Genomic DNA, 24944 nt, shown 5'->3' on the forward strand with positions numbered 1-24944 from the left:
ATACGCCTATCCATCACTGCATTACAAACCCGGTAAACAGCACTTTTTCGACGCCGGGCTTACCGATTTTCTGCTGCATAACCCGCTGTATCTCAGCTAAAGCCGCCTGTTGTAGCATCATTTTGCCTTGAAAAGAACGTAACTCATCGAATGACTGATTGGAAAAAAGCTGATTCAAAACCGACACAATTTTCGGCATATGCTTAGTCAACGCAGTCACTACCTCGTTATCGCGGCTTTTGGCCTCAACATGCAACTGCATATAATGGGTTCTTCCATCCCGACTCGGAACAACAACGGTAAAGTAAGGACTACCTTCGAGCGTTCGAATTTTAGTATAAAGCGCCTGAGCAGGCTTATCAGTCGATACGCTCTCAGCCTGATCATCACTCGAACCGCCGAGTAAAAACATCGCAACACCACCGCCAATAATGGCGGCCAAAAGCACCCCAGCAACCGCGATGAGGATCAGTTTGAGCTTACTCAAGCCTTTTTTTCCACCCTCAGCCGCTTCGTCAGCCGCTGTTTCAGTACTATCATCAGCCATCTTTGCCTCACGAACAATCCACCGAAAAATCGGTCAATGTATAACAACACAATTAAAGGTGTAATATAACATACTGATTCAACAGCGGAAGCAACGTAACAACATTCCCGCGAATGTTAATCTGTCAGGCGTAGTAATCCACCAACGACAGGCTTTCTGTAACGCTCGCCTCGGCGCGAGCATCATCCACCCTATCGGATTGATATCCCGCCAAGGCCGTCTCCGATTTAGACTCCTCGCGCTGCTGTTTGCCGCCTTGATCTTCAACTGAGGAATCTGACAGGTTCAGCCCTTGATCGGCAAACATCTCCCTCAATCTTGGCATATTCTGCTCTAACGCTTCTCGCGTGCTCCCATGAGGCGTATTGAATACCACGCTCACTTGATCATTCTTCACCTGCAACTTCACCTGCAATGAACCTAACTCAGGCGGATCTAGCTGTATTTCAGCAAACTGACCATTTTTTGACGCCATCAACATCACTCGATCATTGACTGCCTGCCCCCAACTGACGCTACCCGGCCGAAGTCCGTTAGGCATCACCGTCTGCGGCACTTCCTGTGCGTTGCGCGTCGCCTTAGAGACGCTCGCTAAGCTCTCGGCAAAGCTACTTAATGCGGTGTCTTTTTGGCTCTCGACTCGGTTCTCTCCCCCACGACTCAACTCTAACGTCGTGGATTTTTCGCTATCAGTCGCCTGCAACTTGGCGCGAACATCAGCCACACTGAAGGCACTTGCCGCGGAAGTGTTTGCCGACTCCAAATGTTGTCCTGTCACCGGTGTGGCAGCCTGTGGCGTAAGCGATGCCGGCACGCCATCATTCCCCACACGCGGCGTCTGCAAAACGTGACTGCCGCCAACATTCCCCGCGATCTCTCGCTGAGACAGTAACGCAGCGTTGGATTCGCTCATCGCGGCTCCCTTAAGCAGGGACGATGGCAGCCCATTGGCTTGAAGCTCATTAGTTTGCAGCTCAGCCGCTAAAAGCTCTTGAGAACGCTCTTGAGAACGCTCTTGAGAAAGCTCCGTCGATACCGTGTCAGGCGGTTGAGTCGCAACACTCTCAGTGGCCACATCGCTAACGGTGCTTGCGTCGAAGTCGGCGGCACGCAATTCAATTGAGTTCGATTCAGAGCGCCCGCGAGACGCTTGATTCAGCCTATCGACCTCAATGCTCCTTTCTATGCTCCCTTCAATATTCCCTTCAATACCGCCCTCTTCAGGCCGCCCAGTCGTTGTCTGAGTCGTTGCTTGAATCTCTTCTGCATAAGTAGCGGTATTCGCCGCTAAAGCACTCGACGCCGCAGGTTGCGTAGCGCTAGTCGCCGCTGCTGACAACCTTAGTCGCGCTAGCGACTCATGCAAGGTGGCTTGATTGTCAGTCAAACCAGCCCTCACGCTAGCGGCTTGAGGTGCGACACTCATCTCAACGCCTGCCGACTCGGCCTGCATTTCAGCATCAGCCAACATCAGTGACGCATCCGCCGATGCGACCGGCGCCACGCGAGCAGCGGTGACTGTAGTCGCACTAGTACTTGCATTAGTACTGGCGTTAGTACTAACGCCATTACCAACATGCTCGGCTCGATTTGCTAAGCGCTGTAACGCCGAATCAACCGCCACGGCTAAATCAGCGCGTCGATATTGATCGACTTGCTTCAGAGTTGCATCAACCGATAAACTCGTATCGGAGGCATCATCACTGTGTTGTTTGGAACGTGACGCTAAGACTGAGTCGCTAGTCATAACCGACGGTAACGACTGCTTGACTACTAACCGCTCGGTCGCCTGTTCAGCCGCTGCCTGAGTCACCTTAGCAGCGCTATCCACCCCGATCTGCACAGCACTCGCCTCGGCCATTGCCGCCGCATTCGTTTCGCTGCTAGCGGCAGGCAATAATCGCCCGCTCGGCGGCAAACTCTGTCCGTTATCGGCTTGCTCGCCGATCGCAGAGAAACGCGCTTGCGCCTGCTGCATCGATATATCAAAGGCTGTTAGAGTGCCTGCCGTCGAGACACTCAAAGCACCCAGCGACGGGACGCCTGACACATTGACTCGACTGCCTGATGCTGATGTAACCGTTGATAATGGCCCAACTCCGATAGAAGTCGAAAGCGTTTGACCCATACTGCACTCCTCGGCAGACTGATAGCTAGCTTTGAATATGCATAATCGATGCCACTAATGAAACATCAGCATTAGTCAAATAAGTGCAGATGAAATAGGTCACGGGGAAATAGACGGAAGATAAGTAGCTGTCAAATGAATAGCTATTAAATAAGTGGCGGGCGGATCAACTGTGATCGTTCATCCAGCTCTTTTTGTAACTGTCGCTCGGCTTCTTTAGATTCCTGCCCCTTCAACTTCTCAACCAGCATCTCGACTGATTTAAAATGCTGATAAGCCGATTGCCAGTGCGTCGTCACCTGCTCTAACTGTTGGCGATCCATCTTCAGGGCATTTTCCTGCTGTTCTGCCGCCACTCTGAGCTTCTGCATAAATGCTTGATGGGTATGAATTTGCCCCGGCGAAACACCGCTGGCGCCCTTTTCATAAAAGCTATTGGCATAATCGGCATAATAACTCTGTAGCTGCGCCAAGGTCGCCTCACCCTGCTGCACTTTCGCCTGTGATTGGCTCAGCCATTGATCTGCCTGTTTACGTTTTCGCTCAGCCAGATCTAACACTACTTGCAGTCGCTTAGAACGCTTCATGATGCCGGCCTTTTGTTACCCATGGCTATATTTTTCTGTCCCTGCTGCACGCTGGGGTTTTTAGGGTTCGGTGTTAGCACCATAGCGAGATCCGTCAGACTCTTTTGAAAAGCATAAGATTCATTCAAGCCCTGTTGGAGAAAAGCGTTCATCAACGGCATCCGCTCCACCGCAAAGTCGGTCTCCGCATCACTGCCTCTGACATAGGCACCGATAGAGATAAGATCACTGTTTTGCTGAAACTTCGAATACAACTGTTTAAAGCCCATCGCCGCCTGCAGGTGATCCGAACTGACCACCGATGGCATGGCACGACTGATCGATTGTTCGATATCAATGGCTGGATAATGGCCACGTTCCGCCAAGCTTCGCGATAAAACGATATGACCATCGAGAATTGCACGCGCCGAATCGGCAATCGGATCTTGCTGATCATCCCCTTCGGTTAGCACCGTGTAAAAAGCCGTAATAGAACCTCCGCCTTGCTCGCCATTTCCCGCACGCTCGACCAACTTCGGCAGTTTAGCAAACACCGAAGGCGGATAGCCCTTGGTCGCGGGTGGTTCACCAACCGCTAAAGCGATTTCCCGTTGTGCTTGTGCATAACGTGTCAGGGAATCCATCAATAACAATACATTTTTACCCTGCTCTCGAAAGTATTCGGCTAACCGAGTCGAGAGCTGAGCCGCACGTAGCCGCATCAGTGGCGACTCATCGGCTGGCGAGGCGACTACCACGGCGCGCCGCATCCCCTCTTCACCCAAACTATGATCAATAAACTCTTTCACCTCTCGGCCACGTTCACCAATCAGACCGACAACCACAATATCGGCTTCAGTAAAGCGCGTCATCATTCCCAGCAGCACACTCTTACCCACACCACTACCGGCAAACAATCCGAGACGCTGTCCTCGCCCCACACTTAATAACGAGTTAATCGCGCGAATGCCGACATCCAACGTCTGCTTGATAGGCTGCCGACTCAGCGGATTGATATTGCGTCCCTGCAAGGGCACGGTGGTTTTACAGCCTAATTCGCCGAGGCCATCTAAGGGTTTGCCGACCCCATTAATTACCCGCCCCAGTAATTCAAAGCCCACCTGCACGTCGCTACCGCCGATCAGCGGACTCACTCGAGCCCCCGGCGCTAGCCCTTCTAATTGATCAACAGGCATTAAATACAGCCGATCGCCAGAAAAGCCGACCACTTCCGCCTCGACCGGCGCGCCATGTTCAGGATAGATAAGACAGTATTCGCCCATCGATGCCTTAATACCGACCGCTTCCAGCGTTAAACCAATGAGTCGTGTCACTTGCCCGTGAGCAACAGGAGCTGGCAGTTTATAATCGAGGTTTTTAAGGCGAGACAGGCGCTTAAGGAGAGTATCACTCATGCGCGTCTGATGACGTTTTAGGCTCGTCCGAGACCACTGCCTCAGCGTCCATCTGAGTGAGAGCGCGGCGTAACTGAGAAACCGCCGCATCGAAACGACGTTCGACGCTATTGTCGAGCAAGCCATAACCACTGACCACCTTACAGCCGCCGCGCGTCATGCTCGCTTCCTCCACTAATGACCAGCTTTCATGCAAGGCTAATAACGGCTCAAGCACTGGCACATCATCCGGATGCAGAATCACTTTGATATCCGCCCCCGTTTGCGGCAATTGCGCTATCGCATCTTCAACCGCCTTAATCACCGGCGTGCTATCCAACTCAATCTGCGCCCCAATTACCGCTTCACTCAACTCGGTAATTAAACCAACGAGCAACTGCTCGACCGCAACACTCACCTGCTGCAACGGTCGATCTAACTGCTGCTGCAATGCGTGCAATAAGGCTACCTGAGTCTCAATTTCAGCCTGGGCTGCCGCTAAGCCTTCTGTATGGCCCTTTGCACGCCCCTCTTCAAGCCCTTGCTGCAAGCCTTCATCGCGCCCTTGTTGCAAACCTTCTTGATAAGCATCTTCACGAATTTTTTCCAGCTCTGAAAGCCGTAAGCGACCATCAGCAACCTCTTCAATCGTTTCCTCTTCAACCTCTTTTGCTGGCTTTTGTTGCAAGCCAACCACATGCTCTCCCTGCACAACGGGTAACGTCCAGAGCGCTGCCGCTCGGGCATCTTCTGCACGAATCCTGATTACCGATTTATCGATCGCCTTCATCTGCATCACATCATCTCTTCGCCGCCACTACCCAGCATGATCTCACCTTCATCCGCTAAGCGACGCGCTACGGTCAGAATCTCTTTCTGAGCATCTTCCACTTCACTCACGCGAACCGGCCCTTTCGCTTCGAGATCATCCCGTAGCAGTTCTGCCGCTCGCTTCGACATATTCTTGAATATCTTATCCTGCAACATCGATTCAGCACCCTTCAGTGCCACCACTAAGGTATCGGTATTAATTTCACGTAGAATCACCTGAATACCGCGATCTTCAACATCTGCCAGATTATCAAACACAAACATCATCTCAGAAATCTGATCACTCAGCGATTCATCCACTTCACGGATTTTCTCCATCAACTGCTGTTCAATATTACTATCGAAATAGTTCATGATGTTGGCAGTTGTTTTCAGTCCGCCAAGGTTAGCGCTTTGACTGCTAGAGCCGGAGAACTGTGATTCTAAGATATCATTCAATTCTTGCAGGGCCGAAGGTTGAATCTGATCCAGCGAAGTGATTCGCATCATGATTTCTAGACGCATATTTTCATCAAAACGCTGTAATACATGGGCCGCTTGATCAGGATCTAAATACGCCATGACCACGGCCTGAATCTGCGGGTGCTCATAACGGATAATCTCCGCCACCTGTCGAGAATCCATCCATTTAAGGCTCTCAAGCCCCGAGGTATTGGTCGTCATCAAGATCCGATCCACCAAGGTCTGAGCTCGATCATTCCCCAGCGCCTGACTCAACATCTCTTTAATATAGTGATCGTTATTAATACCGATACTGGTCTGATCACTGATCGCTTCCATAAAGTCAGCCATCACTGACTCGACGGTCGACTGAGGAATGTTATCCAGATTACTCATCGCCAAGCCGAGCTGCTGCACCTCTTTTTGCCCCAGATAACGCAGGACTTCTGCCGCATCACTCTCACCCAGCGAAATCAGCAACACCGCCGCTTTCTGAACATTCGTCAGTTCGACGCCTGATTCCGTTACCTGATCAATCATTCTCAATCACCCATTGACGTATCGCCTGCGCCACTTTTGCAGGGTCTTCAGCAATCATGCTGCGGATAGCGTTCATCTGATACTCATATGTTTCATTCGGGGTCGGTGCTAACGCATTATCGATACCGCTAAACGTCACATGATCCGCCGATATACCACTCATATCCAGCGATTCAAGCCCCGCGGCTAAATCCGATTCAGATTTATTTTCCTCGCCTTCTGCTGCGGCTTTCTGCGCCGCACTGAGCGCCAAACTCTTCATGATTGGGCGTAACACACCAAACACTAGCAACAGCACAAACAGACCACCCAGCACCTGTTTCACCAGGTCCAGCACCCATTCTTGCTTCCAGATCGGAATCTCTTCCTCTTGATAAACCTCAGGCACCGCAAAAGGCGAGTTGATCACGCTAACGCTATCGCCTCTGAGAGCCGAATACCCGACGGCATCTTTAACCAGTATAGACAATCGATCGAGTTCATTCTGATCCCAAGCGGCTCGAACCTTCTCTGCGCCATTCGCACCCGCCGTGGGGATATCATCCACAACCACCGCAACCGATAAGCGTTTGATCTGCCCCATCTGATGCTTGGTATAGCTAATGGAACGATCCAATTCATAATTACGGGTCGCCTGAGAACGGGCATTTTTGCTGGCTGAACGCTCGACCACGCCTTCGTTTTGAATACCACTGGCGCCAGTCTCCGGCACACTGCTCGCCCCCGGAGGCTGATTCGACAATGCACCCGGCACACCCTTTGCGGCGGCCTGCCCAGTGGTGCTCTCATCTAATGTCTGTTCACTGCGAAGCGCAGGCAGATCAGGATTATAGATTTCATCGGTTTGTTCCACCGCGGTAAAATCAATATCCGCCGATACCTCGGCTCGGTAGCGCCCTAACCCCACCACCGGCTGCAGAATACTGTTAACTCGATTGACGAGGGTTTCTTCGATGCGACGGGTATATTCAAGCTGCTTAGCCGCCAACACCACATCGGTATCCATATCCCGGGTATTCAGTAAGCGTCCTTTTTGATCCACGACCGTAACATCTTCACTGGAGAGTTCGGGTATACTGGAGGCCACCAAATTGGCAATCGCTTCTACTTGAATCGCCTCTAAGCGCCGCCCGGCGACCAAATCAAGAAACACCGACGCGGTCGGTTTACGTTGATCTCGAATAAACACCGACTGTTTGGGTAGCGCCAGATGCACTCGCGCGCTACGCACCGCCAGCATACTGGTCACGGTGCGCGCCAGCTCACCTTCGAGTCCGCGACGATAGCGGGCGGTTTCCATGAATTGACTGGTGCCCAGTCCCTGCTCTTTATCCAGCAGTTCAAAGCCAACGGTATTATCGCCATTAAAACCTTCGGCCGCTAAACGTAAACGGGCCTTATGCAGATATTCTTCGGCGACCAGAATATTATGTCCCGTCGAATCAAATTTATAAGGAATCGCATTGAGTTGTAGCTGTTCAACGATCGGATTGGCATCCGCATAAGAGATATTATTATAAAGCACCCGATAATCGGGTTCCTGCGACCAGAGCACAACCGCAAAACCGATCGCAATAGTGGCGGCAAGCCCCACCATCAGACCGAGTTGACGCACCAACCCCAAGCGGTTAAAGCCAAAGGCTACCGACCCACCTGTTGCTGTCTGCACTGTTGCGTTTTCCATCTACCCAAGCACCCTGATGCTACTTATGCACTGTATTATGTGTTTCATTAAAATCAGATAGACATATTCATAACGTCTTCATAAGCACTGACCATTTTATTACGCACCTGAGTTAACGCCTGAAACGAAACCGACGCCTTTTCCATACTGATCATCACCTGATGCAGATCAACACCGTCAACCCCTTGCTCGTAAGAGGTGGCCATGGTTTTCGCCTGCGACTGTGCGTCATGAATACCATCGATGGCGCCTTTAAATAGGTCGGCAAAGCTTTCGCCGCTTTGCTCATCAACGACCGGTCGAATCGCCGCAGGACGATTAATCTCAGAGGAAGCCCCCTGTTGAGCCTGCATTTTGACTTCACGCATCTGCTGTAAAACGGCGTTAATGTCTGCACGTTCAATCATACACACCTCAGAAATGGCAATATATTGACATTATAAGTTTGATCAGCCACTTAGCAAGCAACAAAACCAGCTATTCGCCAATTTTATGACACTAAGCGGCAGCAATATTTAACCTCAACCTTATATACAGCAAAAAACGAGCCATTCGCTCGTTTTCGTTTGCTTTTAATTGTTAACGCTTACCTAGACCCAGGCGGCTGTCCGTATTTCAGTCGCACATACATCAGTGCGACCGTGATCGCATCACCGAGCGCCGTATGCCGCTCCAACATCGGAATATCGAGTTGTTGTGAAATCGTATCAAAGCGCAAATCAATATCTCCGCCAACATAACGCCACTTAATAATATCGTGATACACATGCGACAACTCGATGGCTTTGCCGGGTAAACCGAAACCATATCGCGGGCGTAGATATTTTTCTAACATACGCACATCATAGTTGACGTAATAGCCGAGAATGGGACGGTTACCGATAAAGGCCAACAGTTTCTCCAGCGCTTCATCCATATAAATACCATCGATCAGATCAGCTGCCCTGATTTTATGGATTTTAATCGAATCGCCAGTCAAACTTTTAGGCGGTTTAAGTTTAATATCCAGCTTTTCGCTGGTCATCACTTTACGGCCTTTGATTTTCACCGCACCAATGGAAAGAATCTCTCCCTCTTTCACATTTAAACTGGTGGTTTCACAATCGAGTGATACCACTTCATCGCCATCATACGGCTGAAACAGATGCGCATAAGGGCCATGTTTATGATCCATACGTTCTTTAAATTTTCGAATACTTCTGGGAATTATCATATTCGGCATTAACCTCCCAGGTGATACCTAACAACAAGGTGCTTTTTAAATCCTTTAACGATATGCATTCCGTCACGCAGCAGATCTTTTTCCATCTTATCTAAAAATGACAATTCGAGGATATTAGGCGTTTGGTCTACACCATTTGTGGAATCCTCGATGCGTTTCACCTGTTGCTTCAAGCGAATCTGAATAAATAACGCCAACGCCTCAGCTAACTCTCGACCATGCTCCGGCTGCATCTGCCCCAACTCAACCAGCGCTTCGATACGTTTAAACGTATTCGTTTCTAAAATTTTATATTGCAACGCCATGGTGCGAATGCCATGCACGATCGGGAAAATCCCCGCTTTCTTGACATCCAGCTCTCCGTTATCTTTTAAATTACCAAAGAAGGTCAGAGGCGTATCAAACTCAATCGCCGCCCGAGCAAAATGGGAAAAGAAAACATCATTATTCTGCAAGTGACGGACAAACCAGTTTCTTGACGCTTTAAACAGCGCCACATTACCGGCAACCGGATGCGCATCCACCGCAATCGCAAGATTCATCTGCGCCTGCCCCTCACATCGATACGACCAATCACTCATCTGCTGAGTCCATTCACCGATGGATTTCATCCAATCGGGGTTTGACACCATAATATTGCCTGGACACTTAGGAAAACCAAACGATATCAGGGTTTCTGTAAAGCGCTGCATGGTTACCTGCATATCGGGCCAAATCAGACCATCCCGATAGATCAGAGCGTTATCTTGATCGGTTTTCATGATCTGCTCGCCACGTCCCTCGCTTCCCATCACCACCAGACAAACATGCGGCTGCATATCTTCAGGCACAATCAGACCAAACAATTTTGCGATCACTCGCTCATTCATTGCCGCAATCAGCTCCATCGCAAAGCGCGCTTTCACTCCCTGTGACACTAACGCTTTAATCAGATCATTCAGGCGGTGAGCGGCTTCATACAAATCTTCAATCGTTTGCGCTCGCTCAATACGCAAACCAATCACATGAGAATGGCTAGAGAAATAGCTCAACACATCGGTCAATTCGATAACCCCAGTTAAGCGCCCCTCATCCATCACAACAATCCGCTCGATACGTTGCTGTGTCATGATAATCAACGCATTAAACAGATAATCATCAGAGCTCGTGGTGATCAAGCGATAACTGGCAATATCCGCCACATCCGCCGTCAAGGCTAACGTATTAATAATGACGGCATCCAGCAGATCAGTCCCCGTCACCATACCGTAACGGTTACCGCGTTTGACTAAAACACAATCGGCACGCTTCTCCCGCATTAACAGCGTCGCTTCGGTAATGGTTGTCCCTTGCAGTACAATCAATGGCTCACGAATCAGACTATCCTTAACCTGAGCCAACATGAACTCGGCCATATCCTGATCGCCACCCGCTTGCGCTTGAATCTCGGTTTTGGCCGACAGACTTTGCTGAAAATAGTCGGCAAAGCGACTATTGCTGGCACAGAGATCGAGCAATACTCGCGTTGGCAGAATATGACAAATCGTCTCTTCGACGGCGATAAAGTTATGAATCGCCTTGCCTCGAATCGCCGACCAACCGCCAAAGTAATCTTCATTGGTATAATGAACATAGAGGTGCTCTTGCGCTCCCTGCTCTTCTACTTCATCGCTCTCGGCGACCCGTCCCTTTAAGATGACATACACCCCTTCAGGCACACTGTCAGCCGCTAATACGGTCTCCCCCGATTGATAATAGCTAATATCAAGGCTCGAACGCAGTAGCGCCTGTTCCTTTTCCGACAGCAAACTGAACGGCATATTGTCCATTTTAAAAGATGATGGCATCGTCACTCTCCTCAATCCGAAGTCGCTTAAAAGCGCCTGATTAAAGGGTCTAAAACCCTTTAGGCCGACACTTTATCGATCCAGATCTAATAAAAAAGGCGCGTCAACTTTCGCTGACGCGCCTTACCTTTAGAGATCTTTACAGATCTTAGTGCGCGTGAGCGACACCTGCGCCACGAGGTACACGAATACCCTCAACCATTTCCTGAATTTCAGCAGGTGGCGGTGGAGTCATCATGCAAACCACATAAGCAACGATGAAGTTCAGGATCATACCGACGAAGCCGAAGCCTCCGGTGGAGATACCCAAGAATAGATCATCTTTCGAACCACCCATGAAGGTGAAGTAGATCATGTAAGCCATGGTAGAACCCAGGCCGACGATCATACCGGCAATCGCACCCTCTTTGTTCATGCGCTTATTGAAGATACCCATTACGATCACAGGGAACACGGAGGAGGATGCCAGACCAAAGGCCAGTGCCACCACCTGTGCTACGAAGCCTGGAGGATTGATGCCGAAGTAACCGGCAATACAGATCGCCACGATCGCCGCCAGACGTGCGTACATCAGCTCCTGTTTCTCAGAGATATTGGGATTGATACAGGTTTTCATCAAGTCATGCGCAATCGCTGTGGAGATGACCAACAGCAGACCGGCCGCTGTTGAAAGTGCCGCAGCCACCGCACCCGCCGCGACGAGGGCAATAACCCAGTTAGGCAACTGAGCAATCTCGGGGTTAGCCAATACCATGATGTCACGGTCGACGTAGACTTCGTTAGCAAACGGAGCACCGGCAGCCGCTGTCGGGTTAACCTTAGCGTTAGTCACCGCACGTTCACCATGACTACCACGGACATCACCATCATAAGCAGGCTTACCACCTTCAAACGCTGCACCAGCAGAGTACTGTACTTTGCCGTCACCGTTATAATCGTGCCAGCCTAACAGGCCTGCATTTTCCCAGTTTTTAAACCACTGCGGCATCTGCGCATACTCAGTACCGACATCAGTAGCATCCGTACCGTTAATGGTTTCAATCAGATTTACTCGACCGAAACCGGCAACACCAGGCACCGTGGTATACAGAATCGCGATGAAAATCAGCGCCCAACCCGCCGAGGTACGCGCATCTTTAACACGCGGCACGGTGAAGAAACGCACGATAACGTGTGGCAGACCCGCCGTACCGGCCATTAGCGCCGCAGTCAGACAGAAAATGTCGATCGTGGATTTTTGACCCGAAGTATATTCGGCAAAGCCGAGATCAACCGAGAGCTTATCCAAGGTCGCCAATACGGATAGACCTGAATCCAGCGTCGCCCCTAAACCAACCTGTGGCAGGAAGTGACCAGTAATCTGCATCGACATAAAGATCGCTGGCACCATGAAGGCCAGAATCAGTACGCAGTACTGCGCTACCTGTGTATAGGTAATACCCTTCATACCACCAAGAACGGCGTAGAAGAATACGATGGCCATACCGATGATAACACCAGTGTTAATGTCAACGTGCAGGTAACGGGAGAAAACAATACCCACACCCCGCATCTGACCGGCAACATAGGTGAAGGAGATCACGATAGTACAGACAACAGCAATCACACGCGCCGTCGTCGAGTAATAACGATCACCGACAAAGTCTGGCACGGTAAACTTACCAAACTTACGTAGGTAAGGTGCCAACAGCATTGCCAACAGCACATAGCCGCCGGTCCAGCCCATCAGGTAAGCCGCACCATCACGGCCAATGAACGATACCAATCCCGCTAGCGAGATAAAGGAAGCCGCCGACATCCAGTCAGCTGCCGTTGCCATACCGTTAGCGATTGGGTGTACACCACCGCCCGCGACATAGAACTCTTTTGTCGACCCTGCACGGGCCCAAATTGCGATACCGATATAGAGTGCAAACGAGCCCCCTATAAAGATGTAAGTAAGTAGATCAAGACTCATATTAGTAACCCTCAGCTCAGCCTTTATTATTTTTATTCATGAACATCGTATTTTTCGTCAAGCTTGTTCATGCTCACTACGTACATCCAAATCAAAGCGACATAAACGAAGATTGCCCCCTGCTGATCGATCCAGAAACCCAGTGGGAAACCGAAGAACGGGATTGCGTTCAGTTGATCGACGAACAGGATTCCAGCGACGAAAGACACTACAAACCAGACTGACAGGTAAGTCATGATAATGCGTAGATTTTCGGACCAATAGGCCGAAGCATTGTCTTGTGTAGATGTAGACATTGGCACCATCCTTATTTTTGTTATTAAAGGTTATGAAAAATTATTGTCGAATAGAATTTAGCAAAGTGTTATGTCAAACAAATCCCCTACTTTGGTCTGATCAGATTTCTCAGAAACCGCCCAAATCAGCCGCAGGCCATATCCTACGTGCCCTTGAGACAATTCAAAAAAACCGTTATAACTCAACACAATAGACAAAGGTATAAGAGCCATAGGGTTATTCCCTTAAGTTCGGTTACACTACGCATTCCAGCACCGTAACAACAGGCAGACCTGACTATGCTTTCTGGCGGCTCCATCATTCTCATTTCACTCGCCTATGTGGGCCTCCTATTTGCCATTGCGTATTTTGGTGATCGCAGCGCACAGGGACGTTCCTATGCCAGCAATCCCGTGATCTATTCACTCTCGCTGGCGATCTACTGCTCATCATGGACCTTCTACGGTGCAGTTGGGCGCGCATCCGTCAGCGGTTGGCAATTCCTGGCCACCTATCTCGGCCCCGCCATCGTGTTTATTGTCGGCTGGCGAATCATTGAAAAGATTATCTTGGTCAGTAAACAACAAAACACCACCTCGATCGCTGACTTTCTCTCCTCCCGTTACGGTAAGAGTCAAGCGCTGGCGGTGCTGGTAACCATTATCGCGGTCTTTGGCACCATCCCCTATATCGCTATGCAGCTTAAGGCCGTCGCCATCAGTTATGATGCGATCGCTCCCGGTGCCACTGAAGCGCTCAGTAAAGGTAACGATACCGCCCTGTTTGTCGCCTTGATCATGGCCGTGTTTACGATCCTGTTCGGTACGCGGCATATCGATGCCACCGAACATCACGAAGGCATGGTGCTGGCAGTGGCGTTCGAATCGATTGTTAAACTCACCGCCTTTATCTCGATTGGCCTGTTAGTGACCTTTCAGATATTTGATGGCGTACCCGATCTGATTCACAGTGTGCGTTTGCAACTGAATAACAATGCCAACTTTAACAGTCCCCTCGATGGCAACTTTCTCGGCAACAGTTTTCTCACCGAGATACTGCTCGCCTGTGCCGCGATTCTCTGTCTGCCGCGTCAATTTCATGTCACTATTGTCGAAAATACTCGAGTCGAAAACCTGAAAACGGCTCGCTGGTTATTTCCACTGTACATGCTATTGCTGTCGTTATTTGTCTTACCGATAGCCACCGCCGGCATGACCCTTTTCGCCGGCTCCGATATTAACGCCGATACCTTTTTACTCATGTTGCCGCTCTATCAAGGCGCTGAAAATCTGGCAACGTTTGCCTTTATCGGTGGTCTATCGGCCTCCACCAGTATGGTGATTGTCGCCTCGATCTCACTCTCCACCATGGTCTGTAACGATATCGTGATGCCACTGTTACTCCGGGTTTCTTGGCTTAATCTATCGAAAAACAAAGACCTCGGGGCGCTGCTAATCAGGGTGCGGCGGATCACCATCATCTGCTTAATGATCCTCGCCTACTTCTATTATCGAATACTTGGCGATCAGGGCACTCTAGCCTCTTTTGGTTTACTCGCGTTTGCCGCCTCGGCGCAGTTTCTGCCGGGCTTACTGGGCGGTATTTACTGGAAAACCGGCTCACGTCACGGCGTACTCGCCGGTCTATGCGCGGGCTTTCTCATCTGGCTTTACACCCTAGTTTTCCCCACTATGGCCAGTGCCGGACTGATGCCCGCTTCGTTTATAGAAAACGGCTTATTTGGCTACGATCTGCTGCGCCCCACACAGCTATTCGGTATCACCGGCATGGACCCGCTCACTCACGGCACCTTCTGGAGTTTGTTGATCAACACACTACTGTTCGTGGGGATATCGCGTTATAGCCCGCAGCGATTGGTCGATCGCATTCAAGCCAGCGCCTTTGTCGATGTCTATAACCAGAACTTAACCGAACCCTCGCGCGTCTTCAGTCACGCGACTGTGGGTGATTTACAGATGCTTACCGAACGTTTTCTCGGTATCAGCCGCACCCAACACGCCTTCACAGGCTTTGCACTCAAAGCGGGAATCGATCCACCACTCTCCGGTGATAAGGCCGATGCCGAACTTATTCAGTTTACCGAACGCTTACTCGCCGGTGTCATTGGCGCCTCTTCTGCACGTATCGTATTAGCCTCGACTCTGCGCGGCAAAGATATGCAGATTGGCGATGTCGTTACCATCGTCGATGAGGCTTCACAGGCACTACGTTTCAACCGCTCGTTACTGCAATCCACCATTGAAAATATCACCATGGGTATCAGCGTGGTCGATCAACAGATGCGGCTCGTGGCCTGGAATCGACGTTATATTGAGATGTTCGAATACCCCAGCGGCTTGATCTGTGTCGGCCGTCCAATTGAAGATATCTTCCGCTATAACGCCACTCAAGGCGAATATGGCTCAGGCGATGTTGAGCAACAAGTGAAGAACCGCATCACGACCTTGAAAGAGGGTAAAGCTCACTCCTATGAACGCCATCGTATTGACGGTTCAGTACTCGAAGTACGCGGCAATCGAATGCCTAATGGTGGTTTCGTTAACACCTATATGGACATCACCGAACACAAGCGTGTGCAAGAAGCCCTGCGCCAAAGCGAACAAAATGTGCGTATCTATACTGACAATGTTCCCGTACTCATCGCCTTTCTCGATACCGAGCGCAACTTCCGTTTCGTTAACAAAGCCTATGCCAATACCTTTGGCTTGGATCGCCATAATATCGCCGGCGTCGATAGCGCTAGCATTCTAACCCCTGAAGAAATTAACATTCGTCAGCCGTTTATCGAACATGTCTTACAAGGCGAACGACAACGCTTTGAAACCAAAATTCCGTCACCCGATGGTCTAGCACGCTATGCCGAAGTGACTTACATTCCGCACACCAATAATGACGGGGATATACTCGGTTATTTCACCCTCTATCAGGACATTACCGAGCGACGTAAAGCCGAACAGCTGCTCCAAGAAACTAATGAAAATCTGGAACTCCGAGTCCGCGAACGGACGCACACGCTATCGGTGGTTAACAAAGAGCTACGTAAAGAAAACACCATTCGTGCCCTGATTGAGGATGAACTGCGGCAAGCCAAAGCCGATGCCGATGCCGCGAACCTAGGTAAAACGCGCTTCCTCGCCGCCGCCAGTCACGATCTACTGCAACCGCTGAATGCCGCACGTCTGTTTATCTCGGCCCTGGCACAGCAGAAACATACCAACGAGACTCATCAACTGGTACACAACTTAGATGGTTCGTTAAAAGCCGCTGAAAGCCTGATCACCACGATTCTCGATATCTCCAAACTGGATGCTGGCGCACTCGAACCCAACCTCAGTCACTTCTCTATCAACACCCTGTTCGATCATCTCAGCGCCGAATTCACGGCCCTAGCAGAAGAAAAAAATCTGCAGTTTGATTTTGTTAAATGCTGCCAAGTGATTCACTCCGATCAACAACTGCTGCGCCGGATTTTACAAAATTTCCTCTCCAACGCGATCCGCTACACTCAGCAAGGCAAAATCATGCTCGGCTGTCGGCGCATTGGTCATCATCTGCGTATCGAGGTCTGGGATACCGGCGTGGGTATTCCGAAGGATAAACTGAAAGAGGTGTTTGAAGAGTTTCATCGTATCAACAATCCGAAGCACTCTCAGGTGAATGGCCTAGGGCTAGGGCTGGCGATCACTGAACGTATCTCGCGCATGCTCAACCATCCCATTGATGTTCGCTCTTGGCCGAACAAAGGCACCGTCTTTAGCGTCACGGTGCCGCTTGGCGATAAACATAAAGCTATCAAACCACGCCCAGAAAAACGCGGCTGGATTCGCAGTAAAGGGCTTGAGGGTATCAAGGTGCTCGTCATCGATAACGAACCGAAAATACTCGAAGGGATGGGCGCGTTATTACAAGGCTGGTCTTGTGCCGTGCTCACTGCACTATCGGCAGCGCAAGCCGAGGCGCAAATCACCGAGCAAGGTTTCGTCCCCGATATTATTCTCGCCGATTACCACCTCGATGAAACCCTAACCGGCATCATGGCGCTGAACGCACTGCAAGAGCTATGGGATCACCCCATTCCGGCGGTCATCATCACCGCCGATCGCACCGATTCCGTGAAACAGGAAATCAGCCAACAGTCTGCCGAAATTTTGCATAAGCCCGTCAAACCCGCCGCACTGCGGGCGATGATCAGTAAATTGATTGCCGCAAAATAATAACTCGGCGATCAACAAAAAGCGGGCTGCGGTGCCCGCCATAGCAACGTCTTCAACGCCGCAAGTCGCTATCGCTAGCACAAAAAAACGCACCCGAGGGTGCGTTTTTCAATTAATAACCGAGTCAACCATGATGCTAACGGTTAATTAGCCCATCTCGGTCTTAGGCGGATCGACACACAGACGCTGAGCGGCAATCACCGCCTGAGTTCGACTGTGCACACCGAGTTTGCGTAAAATAGCCGTCACATGCGCTTTAATGGTCGCCTCGGATACATTCAGGTCATAAGCGATCTGTTTGTTCAGCAAACCTTCTGTCAGCATCGTCAGTACGCGAAACTGTTGTGGTGTCAAAGAGGCCAAGTTAGTAGCAAACTTCTGATCCTCTTCGGTGACATCAACCACGCCTTCGGCCACCTCTTCGGGTAACCATTCTTCACCTTCCAACACCGTCGTAATCGCTTCAGCAATCACATCTAACGGTGATGATTTAGGGATAAAGCCCGAAGCGCCATAGTCTAGCGCTCGCTTCATCACCGATGATTCTTCGCTACCGGATACCACCACTACCGGCATCCCCGGATTTTTACCCCGCAGGAACACCAAACCGGTAAAACCGTTAGTGCCAGGCATATGTAGATCGAGTAAGACTAAATCGGCATCGGCATGACTTTCGACAGCCCCTTGCACCGCTTCCAAGGAATCCGCTTCGACGATTTCAACGCCCGGAACAGCCTGAGTGACGGCCTGTTTAAGAGCCGCTCGGAATAACGGATGATCATCCGCTATGATTATCTTCTGCGCCAGTTGCATGCAGCTAATCTCCCTCCTTACTCGCTTTCAATCGATGAAAACGTGTAAATATACCCGCGTGTAAAGTGCTAAGTCTAAGCAAACAAGCACTTGCATCCAATTATATTACCACCACTTGCAACGCAAAACTCCCCCCCGACCTTAAAAATCGGGAGGGAGCTTAAAATTGTCCGTGAGGTGAATACTCTACGGCAATTATTTACGGTTCATTCGATGCTCGATCAGATCATCAACCACCGAAGGATCGGCCAGTGTCGAGGTATCACCCAACGCATCAAAATCATCCTCGGCAATTTTTCGCAGGATACGTCGCATGATTTTACCGGAACGTGTTTTCGGCATACCCGGCGCAAACTGAATCAAATCAGGTGAAGCGATCGGACCGATCTCAGAACGTACATGCAGTCGTAGTTCTTTCAACAGCTCATCTGATTGCTCATAATTCGACTGCAGAGTGACATACACATAGATACCCTGACCCTTAACTTCATGGGGATAACCCACTACCGCGGCTTCAGCAACCGCCGGGTGAGCTACCAACGCCGATTCAACTTCAGCGGTCCCCATCCGATGGCCCGAGACATTGATAACATCATCCACACGGCCAGTAATCCAGTAATAGCCATCTTCATCACGACGGGCACCATCACCAGTAGTGTAATAGCCTTTATAGGTGGTGAAATAGGTTTGCACAAAGCGCTCATGATCGCCCCAGATAGAACGACTTTGACCCGGCCATGAATCTTTAATCACTAGATTACCATCAGTGGCACCTTCTAACTCTTTACCATCGGCATCTAAGAGTGCGGGCTGCACACCGAAGAACGGACGCGAAGCCGAACCCGGTTTAGCTGCGGTAGCCCCCGGCAATGGCAGAATCATCATACCGCCGGTTTCAGTCTGCCACCAAGTATCCACAATCGGGCAACGGTTCTGACCGATAATCCGGTAATACCATTCCCACGCTTCAGGGTTAATCGGCTCACCCACCGAACCGAGAATACGCAGACTCGATAGATCGGAATCACCCAACACATCTTCGCCCTGCTGCATCAATGCACGGATAGCCGTAGGTGCGGTGTAAAACTGATTCACTTTATGTTTTTCAATCACTCGACCAAAACGGCTGTTATCCGGATAACTCGGTACGCCTTCAAACATCAACGATGTACCGCCATTGGCCAGCGGGCCATAAACGATATAACTATGGCCCGTCACCCAACCGACATCGGCGGTACACCAGTAAATATCGCCGTCTTTATAATCAAAGGCATATTCATGCGTCATTGCCGCATACACCATATATCCGCCGGTGGTATGCTTCAGACCTTTTGGCGCGCCAGTAGAACCCGATGTGTAGAGGATAAACATCGGTGCTTCAGCTTCCATCTCTTCCGCGGGGCAATCCGCAGATGCAGTGGCAACGAGATCTTCATACCAAACATCGACATTATCATCCCAAGCAACCTCTTTCTCGACGCGCTTAACCACGATCACGCTATCAACACAGGCTTTAGCGGCGGGATGTTCCAACGCTTTATCAACATTCAACTTCAACGGCACCGATTTACCGGCCCGCAAGGAATAGTTTGAGGTCACCACTACCTTGGAATTCGCCCCTTCAATACGCGCCGCCAGCGCTTCCGGCGAGAAACCACCGAAGACGATCGAGTGCACAGCACCGATACGCGTACAAGCCAGCATGGCAACCGCGGCTTCAGGAATCATCGGCATGTATAGCGTGACCACATCACCCTTTTCAACGCCTCTCGCCTTCAATGCATTGGCAAACTTACACACTCGGGCATGCAGATCACGGTAAGTGATATTTTCAGATTCGCTGGGATCATCACCTTCCCAGATAATAGCGACCTGATCGCCACGGGTCTCTAGGTGACGATCGAGACAGTTATAAGAGGCATTCAGCGTGCCATCTTCAAACCAACGAATATCAACGTTATGAGGATCAAAAGTCGTGTTTTTAACTTTGGTGTAAGGTTTAAACCAATCTAGGCGCTTACCCTCTTCACCCCAGAACGTATCCGGATCGTTAATCGATTGCTCATACATCGCCAAATATTTTTCGTTATTAATATGCGCCGATGCTGCCAATTCTTCGCTAACCGGATATATCTTAGAATCGCTCATGTGTGATGCCCTTAGCTTGTTATTTATTCTTTGCGGTGACCATGATGACAAAGCGTTCCGTCACCATTAATCCCATCCCTGCTCAGCCGGTCTTATTGTTAGTTGCGGCGAGATTATTCAGACAGTTTTTTTGCCAATCGTGACTCAGAGTTCAACCTCCTCTGAAACGATTGCTTGAGTGATTAATGTTATACCTAAGGGACTAATTCTTCCTGAATTAGACATTGGTCTATCCAACACAGGCCATTAGTCGTACAACGCACTTTTTGTGCGACTTTAGACGTATAAAATAGACCTATTCGCCTCTTTCACTCAGATTTTAAAGACTCAACTCGGCATCGAGATCGATACCCGCTTCGCGCATTCGCGCCAATTTATAGCGCAGAGTACGCGGGCTAATACCGAGAGTCTCAGCCGCCTCTTTGCGACTACCGGAGGTGTCTCGCAGGGTTTCGATAATCAACTGAAATTCATGCTGCTTCATATCATTACCCAACTGACTTTGCTCATCCTGCGTCACCGCAGCCGCATCAATCCGACCTGCCAGATCAGCCGTTTGCAGACTACTCGGTTGAATATGCAGATCCGCGGCGCCTAGCAACGCGCCCTGCTGCAAAATCAACGAACGTTGCACGATATTATCCAACTCACGTACATTACCGGGCCACTCATAGGCTTGTAACGCTCGCTGTGCGTCGGGACTCAGCGATACCGATGTGCGATTCATTTTCCGGCAGTATTTCACCAACAAACGTTGTGCTAACGGGACGATATCGCCCACTCGTTGACGTAAGGGTAACCACTGTAATGGAAACACATTTAAGCGGTAGTAGAGATCTTCACGAAATTTATGTTCGGCGACATACTCTTCTAACTTGCGGTTAGTGGTCGCTAGAATGCGAACATCGAGGTTGATTATTTTACGCCCGCCAACTCTCTCCACCTGCTGTTCTTGCAGTACGCGTAGCAATTTAGCCTGTAATCCCAGATCCATTTCGGAGATTTCATCGAGTAAAATTGTGCCGCCATTAGCCTGTTCAAACTTACCGGGGTTACTACTGTAAGCCCCCGTAAACGCGCCTTTTTCATGGCCAAATAACGTCGCTTCGAGCATATTTTCCGGTATCGCTGCACAGTTGATCGCAATAAAGGGTTTATCCGCCCGCGGCGAGTGCATGTGAATATATTGCGCCAACACCTCTTTACCGGTGCCACTTTCGCCGGTAATCAACACCGTGGAATCCGTTTCGGCCACTCGTCGCGCCACCTGAAGTAATTGCTTACTACTGTGTTCTTCAGCCACCGGTTGTAGATTATCCGCTTCATTGAGGTGACTACCGGTATAACGCTGCACCACCTCAATCAACGCTTCGGGGGCAAAGGGCTTCATCAGATAATCCACTGCGCCGCTGCGCATCGCCTCCACCGCTTTATTCACCTGACCGTAGGCGGTAATCAACATCACCGGTAAACAGGGTTGCGTCTGCTGTATTTTGGCGAGCAGTTGATGGCCATCCATGCCGCCCATATTGACATCACTGACCACCATATCCACCGAGTGCTCCGCGATCACCTCAAGCGCTTGCTCGCCCGATTCTGCTTCTAGATAGCCGAAGCCTGCCAACGCTAATGTATCAACCAATGCCTCGCGCAGGTCGGCATCATCTTCAACTACTAATATGTGCATCGTCATGGGGTATCTGATCCAGATTGACTGAGATCATCGCGCGGATGATCGGCTTGACTATCGAGCTTGCTATCGAGCTGACTGTTAGTATGGCCGCTGGTATGACTGCCGGTATTATAGGGAATAACGAAAGCCGCCTGAGTGCCGACTCCCACCTGCGAACGCAATACAAACTCACCATGATGGGCCTTAGCCACCACCTGCGCCACCGCCAGCCCCAAGCCCGTGCCGTGAGACTTTGTCGAATAAAACGGCTCCTTCACCTGATGACACTCGTCGGCATCCATACCGGGGCCGTTATCGCGCACCTCAATGGCCAATTTATCCCCCACTAGCTGCGCTTCAATCACCAGCTCACAGCCGCGCCCGCTGGCCTGTAAAGCGTTATCCACCAAATTCATTATCGCCCCGAGTAACGCCTCTTTATTGCACTGTAACTGCAGTGCCGGCACCCGATTGAGACAATCACAATCGGCGTCCCAGCTCGATAGTGGTACATCTAGGGCATCTTCTAATTCTCGAAACAGCTGCGCCACAGTGATGCGATCATCCAAGCGAGTTTCTCCTCGCGCAAAGATCAGCATATCGCGCACTTGACGTTCTAAATTGTCCAAGCGTGACTTTACTTTGCCAGCAAACTTAATCCGCTGTTCGGGGCGTAGTTCCGGTTTCATTAAATGACCGGCATACAGCAGCGCAGCAGATAGCGGCGTGCGCACCTGATGGGCTAACGAGGCCATCATGCGCCCCATCTCCGATAACCGCTGATAATGCGCCAGTCGCCCTTGTAACAAGCGCGTCTCGGTTTGATCGGTTAACATCAGTAACTGACCGGTTTCATTGGCCAAGGTACTAGTCGATAAACTCACCCGTCGTCCACTTTTTAACGAGACTTCATGACCATCATCGCTACGCGGCGCGAAACTCCGCTGTATCACCGTTACCCAGCTCTCATTTCTTAACGGCAAACCTAATAACTGTTCCGCCGCACTGTTGCACTCGGCAACGCGGCCACGATTATCGATCACCACCACACCCGCCGGCAGCAGATCGAGTAGATCTTCCAAGCGCCCCGAAAGACGATCATGCGCCGCCTGCTTTTCCGCGCTCAGCTGCTGAATCTGCGCGAGCTGTGCCTTTAAGCGGCTATTTTCTTCTGTCAGCTGAGCCAATTGACGCTGTGTCTCTGTCATCATCTATTTTCGCTGAATTCCGTATTTACGCATCTTTTCCACCAACGTCGTGCGGCGAATCTGCAGTCGATCAGCCGCTCTGGCCACTACGCCACCGGTTTGATCCAGCGCTTGCGAAATAAGGCTCTTTTCTAGGGTTTCAATCTGCTGCTTTAAATCCGTACCAGAAGCGGGCAGTTCAAAGGGGTGTTGCGTAACCGTCGCCGTTGCATCGGATTCAGTCGTCGCCTCAACATATAAATCGGGATCGGGTTCGGCCACATGACGAAACTTTGACGGTAGCTCACTGACGCCCACCACCGCATCGGGATAGAGTATCGCTAAGCGTTCCACAAGATTCGCCAGCTCACGAATATTACCCGCCCAATCATGTTGCTGTAGCGAACGAATCGCCGCCGGATGCAATCGAATACGGCCAAAACCATCCTCTGTGACTCGGCGTGAAAACTCTTCCACCAGCGGCGGAATATCCTCGATACGCGCCCGTAAGGGCGGCATATCAATCGGAAATACATTGAGACGGTAATAGAGATCTTCTCTAAAACTGCCCTCGACAATCATCTGTTCGAGGTTTTTATGGGTCGCGGCAATAATGCGTACATCACAGTCGATCGTGACACTTCCGCCCACCCGCTCAAAACAGCGTTCCTGCAGCACCCGAAGCAGTTTCACCTGCATCGGTAACGGCATATCGCCAATCTCATCCAAAAACAGCGTGCCGCCATTGGCTAACTCAAATCGCCCCGCGCGGGAATTAATCGCCCCAGTAAACGCGCCTTTCTCATGGCCAAACAGCTCACTTTCAAGCAGATCGGCCGGAATCGCGCCACAGTTCACCGGCACAAACGGCCCGTTAGCGCGCTTAGAGGCGCGATGCAGGTTATTCGCGACAATCTCTTTACCGGTGCCACTCTCACCGGTAATCAGCACATTCACATCCCGACCGGCCACCTGACTGATCATCTTCCGCACCCGCGCCATCGCCTCGCTGTGGCCCACCATACCTTCAAACTGACTGGCCACCGATTTCGGCGAAAACAGATCCGGCTGACCCGCATATTGCAGCTGCAACTGCCGATAGATCAGCGCTCGATGTAACATCACCGTGAGCGCCGTAAGCGTGGCATCGGGATTAAGCCGTCCGATAATCTTTTGTTGCAGCTTATCCGATAACTGATCGAGTTCGGGCCAAGGGGTTATCGCGATCACCGGCAGTTGCTCATCCCTCTGTTCTAACTGCTGCATTAACTTTTCAACCGAGATCGGCAGTTGACAATCGCCTAGCCAGATCACGCTACGATCACTCGGCTGTTTAACGCCGTCCTGCAACCAGGCCATATAATCGGTGGTGCTATGGCTGATTTCAGCGAAGTCTAATCGTGCTGATAGATGCGCCCGATGGTTGGCATCATCATCGATATAAATAATATGTAGCGGGCTACTCATAGACGTACCA

General features: G+C 50.5%; 18 protein-coding genes. 1 reads left to right on the top strand and 17 read right to left on the bottom strand.

Translation table 11 applies throughout. The annotated features are described in order from the left end of the window. Positions 1–13 precede the first annotated feature (13 nt). The 12 genes from Q4488_RS14940 to Q4488_RS14995 form a co-directional block, all read right to left on the bottom strand. On the bottom strand, positions 14–547 hold the full coding sequence (locus tag Q4488_RS14940) for a flagellar basal body-associated FliL family protein (RefSeq protein ID WP_303581280.1): 534 nt from the start codon (positions 545–547) through the stop codon (positions 14–16). A 124-nt stretch (positions 548–671) separates the two neighbouring features. Further along, positions 672–2675, bottom strand: a complete 2004-nt coding sequence (locus Q4488_RS14945; protein ID WP_303581281.1) for a flagellar hook-length control protein FliK — start codon at positions 2673–2675, stop codon at positions 672–674. Between the two features lie 146 nt (positions 2676–2821). Next, a complete protein-coding gene (gene fliJ, locus Q4488_RS14950; RefSeq protein WP_303581282.1) occupies positions 2822–3262 on the bottom strand; it encodes a flagellar export protein FliJ in 441 nt (146 codons plus the stop codon). After that, the gene (fliI, locus tag Q4488_RS14955) at positions 3259–4656 is read right to left on the bottom strand and encodes a flagellar protein export ATPase FliI (protein WP_303581283.1); all 1398 of its coding nucleotides are present in this window, start codon (positions 4654–4656) and stop codon (positions 3259–3261) included. The genes fliJ and fliI overlap by 4 nt, the downstream gene beginning before the upstream one ends. After that, positions 4649–5431, bottom strand: coding sequence for a flagellar assembly protein FliH (locus tag Q4488_RS14960; RefSeq protein WP_303581303.1), 783 nt, complete (start codon positions 5429–5431; stop codon positions 4649–4651). The genes fliI and Q4488_RS14960 overlap by 8 nt, the downstream gene beginning before the upstream one ends. Further along, the gene (fliG, locus tag Q4488_RS14965; protein WP_303581284.1) at positions 5431–6447 is read right to left on the bottom strand and encodes a flagellar motor switch protein FliG; all 1017 of its coding nucleotides are present in this window, start codon (positions 6445–6447) and stop codon (positions 5431–5433) included. The genes Q4488_RS14960 and fliG overlap by 1 nt, the downstream gene beginning before the upstream one ends. Then, positions 6440–8131 (bottom strand): flagellar basal-body MS-ring/collar protein FliF, encoded by a 1692-nt coding sequence (fliF, locus tag Q4488_RS14970; protein WP_303581285.1) that lies wholly within the window; start codon positions 8129–8131, stop codon positions 6440–6442. The genes fliG and fliF overlap by 8 nt, the downstream gene beginning before the upstream one ends. A 53-nt stretch (positions 8132–8184) precedes the next feature. Beyond that, complete coding sequence (gene fliE / locus Q4488_RS14975) at positions 8185–8538, bottom strand: flagellar hook-basal body complex protein FliE (protein WP_303581286.1); 354 nt, start codon at positions 8536–8538, stop codon at positions 8185–8187. A gap of 179 nt (positions 8539–8717) precedes the next feature. Next, a complete protein-coding gene (locus tag Q4488_RS14980; protein WP_303581287.1) occupies positions 8718–9344 on the bottom strand; it encodes a 3'-5' exonuclease in 627 nt (208 codons plus the stop codon). An 8-nt stretch (positions 9345–9352) separates the two neighbouring features. Continuing rightward, positions 9353–11179 carry a DUF294 nucleotidyltransferase-like domain-containing protein gene (locus Q4488_RS14985; RefSeq protein ID WP_303581288.1) on the bottom strand — a complete coding sequence of 609 codons (1827 nt, stop codon included), beginning with the start codon at positions 11177–11179 and terminating at the stop codon, positions 9353–9355. Positions 11180–11327: 148 nt separating this feature from the next. After that, positions 11328–13136 carry a sodium:solute symporter family protein gene (locus tag Q4488_RS14990; protein WP_303581289.1) on the bottom strand — a complete coding sequence of 603 codons (1809 nt, stop codon included), beginning with the start codon at positions 13134–13136 and terminating at the stop codon, positions 11328–11330. 32 nt (positions 13137–13168) lie between these two features. Then, positions 13169–13432: a DUF4212 domain-containing protein gene (locus tag Q4488_RS14995; protein ID WP_303581290.1), complete on the bottom strand. Its 264-nt coding sequence runs from the start codon at positions 13430–13432 to the stop codon at positions 13169–13171. A gap of 279 nt (positions 13433–13711) precedes the next feature. Between Q4488_RS14995 and Q4488_RS15000 the strand changes: the two genes are divergently transcribed. Next, on the top strand, positions 13712–17647 hold the full coding sequence (locus Q4488_RS15000; RefSeq protein WP_303581291.1) for a hybrid sensor histidine kinase/response regulator: 3936 nt from the start codon (positions 13712–13714) through the stop codon (positions 17645–17647). A 147-nt stretch (positions 17648–17794) separates the two neighbouring features. On the opposite strand, the gene Q4488_RS15005 is transcribed toward Q4488_RS15000, so the two are convergent. The 5 genes from Q4488_RS15005 to Q4488_RS15025 form a co-directional block, all read right to left on the bottom strand. Further along, on the bottom strand, positions 17795–18460 hold the full coding sequence (locus tag Q4488_RS15005) for a response regulator transcription factor (protein ID WP_303581292.1): 666 nt from the start codon (positions 18458–18460) through the stop codon (positions 17795–17797). Positions 18461–18655: 195 nt separating this feature from the next. After that, positions 18656–20608: an acetate--CoA ligase gene (acs, locus tag Q4488_RS15010; RefSeq protein ID WP_303581293.1), complete on the bottom strand. Its 1953-nt coding sequence runs from the start codon at positions 20606–20608 to the stop codon at positions 18656–18658. A 319-nt stretch (positions 20609–20927) separates the two neighbouring features. Next, complete coding sequence (locus Q4488_RS15015) at positions 20928–22301, bottom strand: sigma-54 dependent transcriptional regulator (protein WP_303581294.1); 1374 nt, start codon at positions 22299–22301, stop codon at positions 20928–20930. Further along, on the bottom strand, positions 22298–23491 hold the full coding sequence (locus tag Q4488_RS15020; RefSeq protein ID WP_368411586.1) for a PAS domain-containing sensor histidine kinase: 1194 nt from the start codon (positions 23489–23491) through the stop codon (positions 22298–22300). Before Q4488_RS15020 ends, Q4488_RS15015 begins: the two co-directional genes overlap by 4 nt. Then, positions 23492–24934: a sigma-54 dependent transcriptional regulator gene (locus Q4488_RS15025; protein WP_303581295.1), complete on the bottom strand. Its 1443-nt coding sequence runs from the start codon at positions 24932–24934 to the stop codon at positions 23492–23494. Between the last annotated feature and the right edge of the window lie 10 nt (positions 24935–24944).

Source organism: Amphritea sp. 1_MG-2023 (assembly GCF_030547545.1).
Classification (GTDB): domain Bacteria; phylum Pseudomonadota; class Gammaproteobacteria; order Pseudomonadales; family Balneatricaceae; genus Amphritea.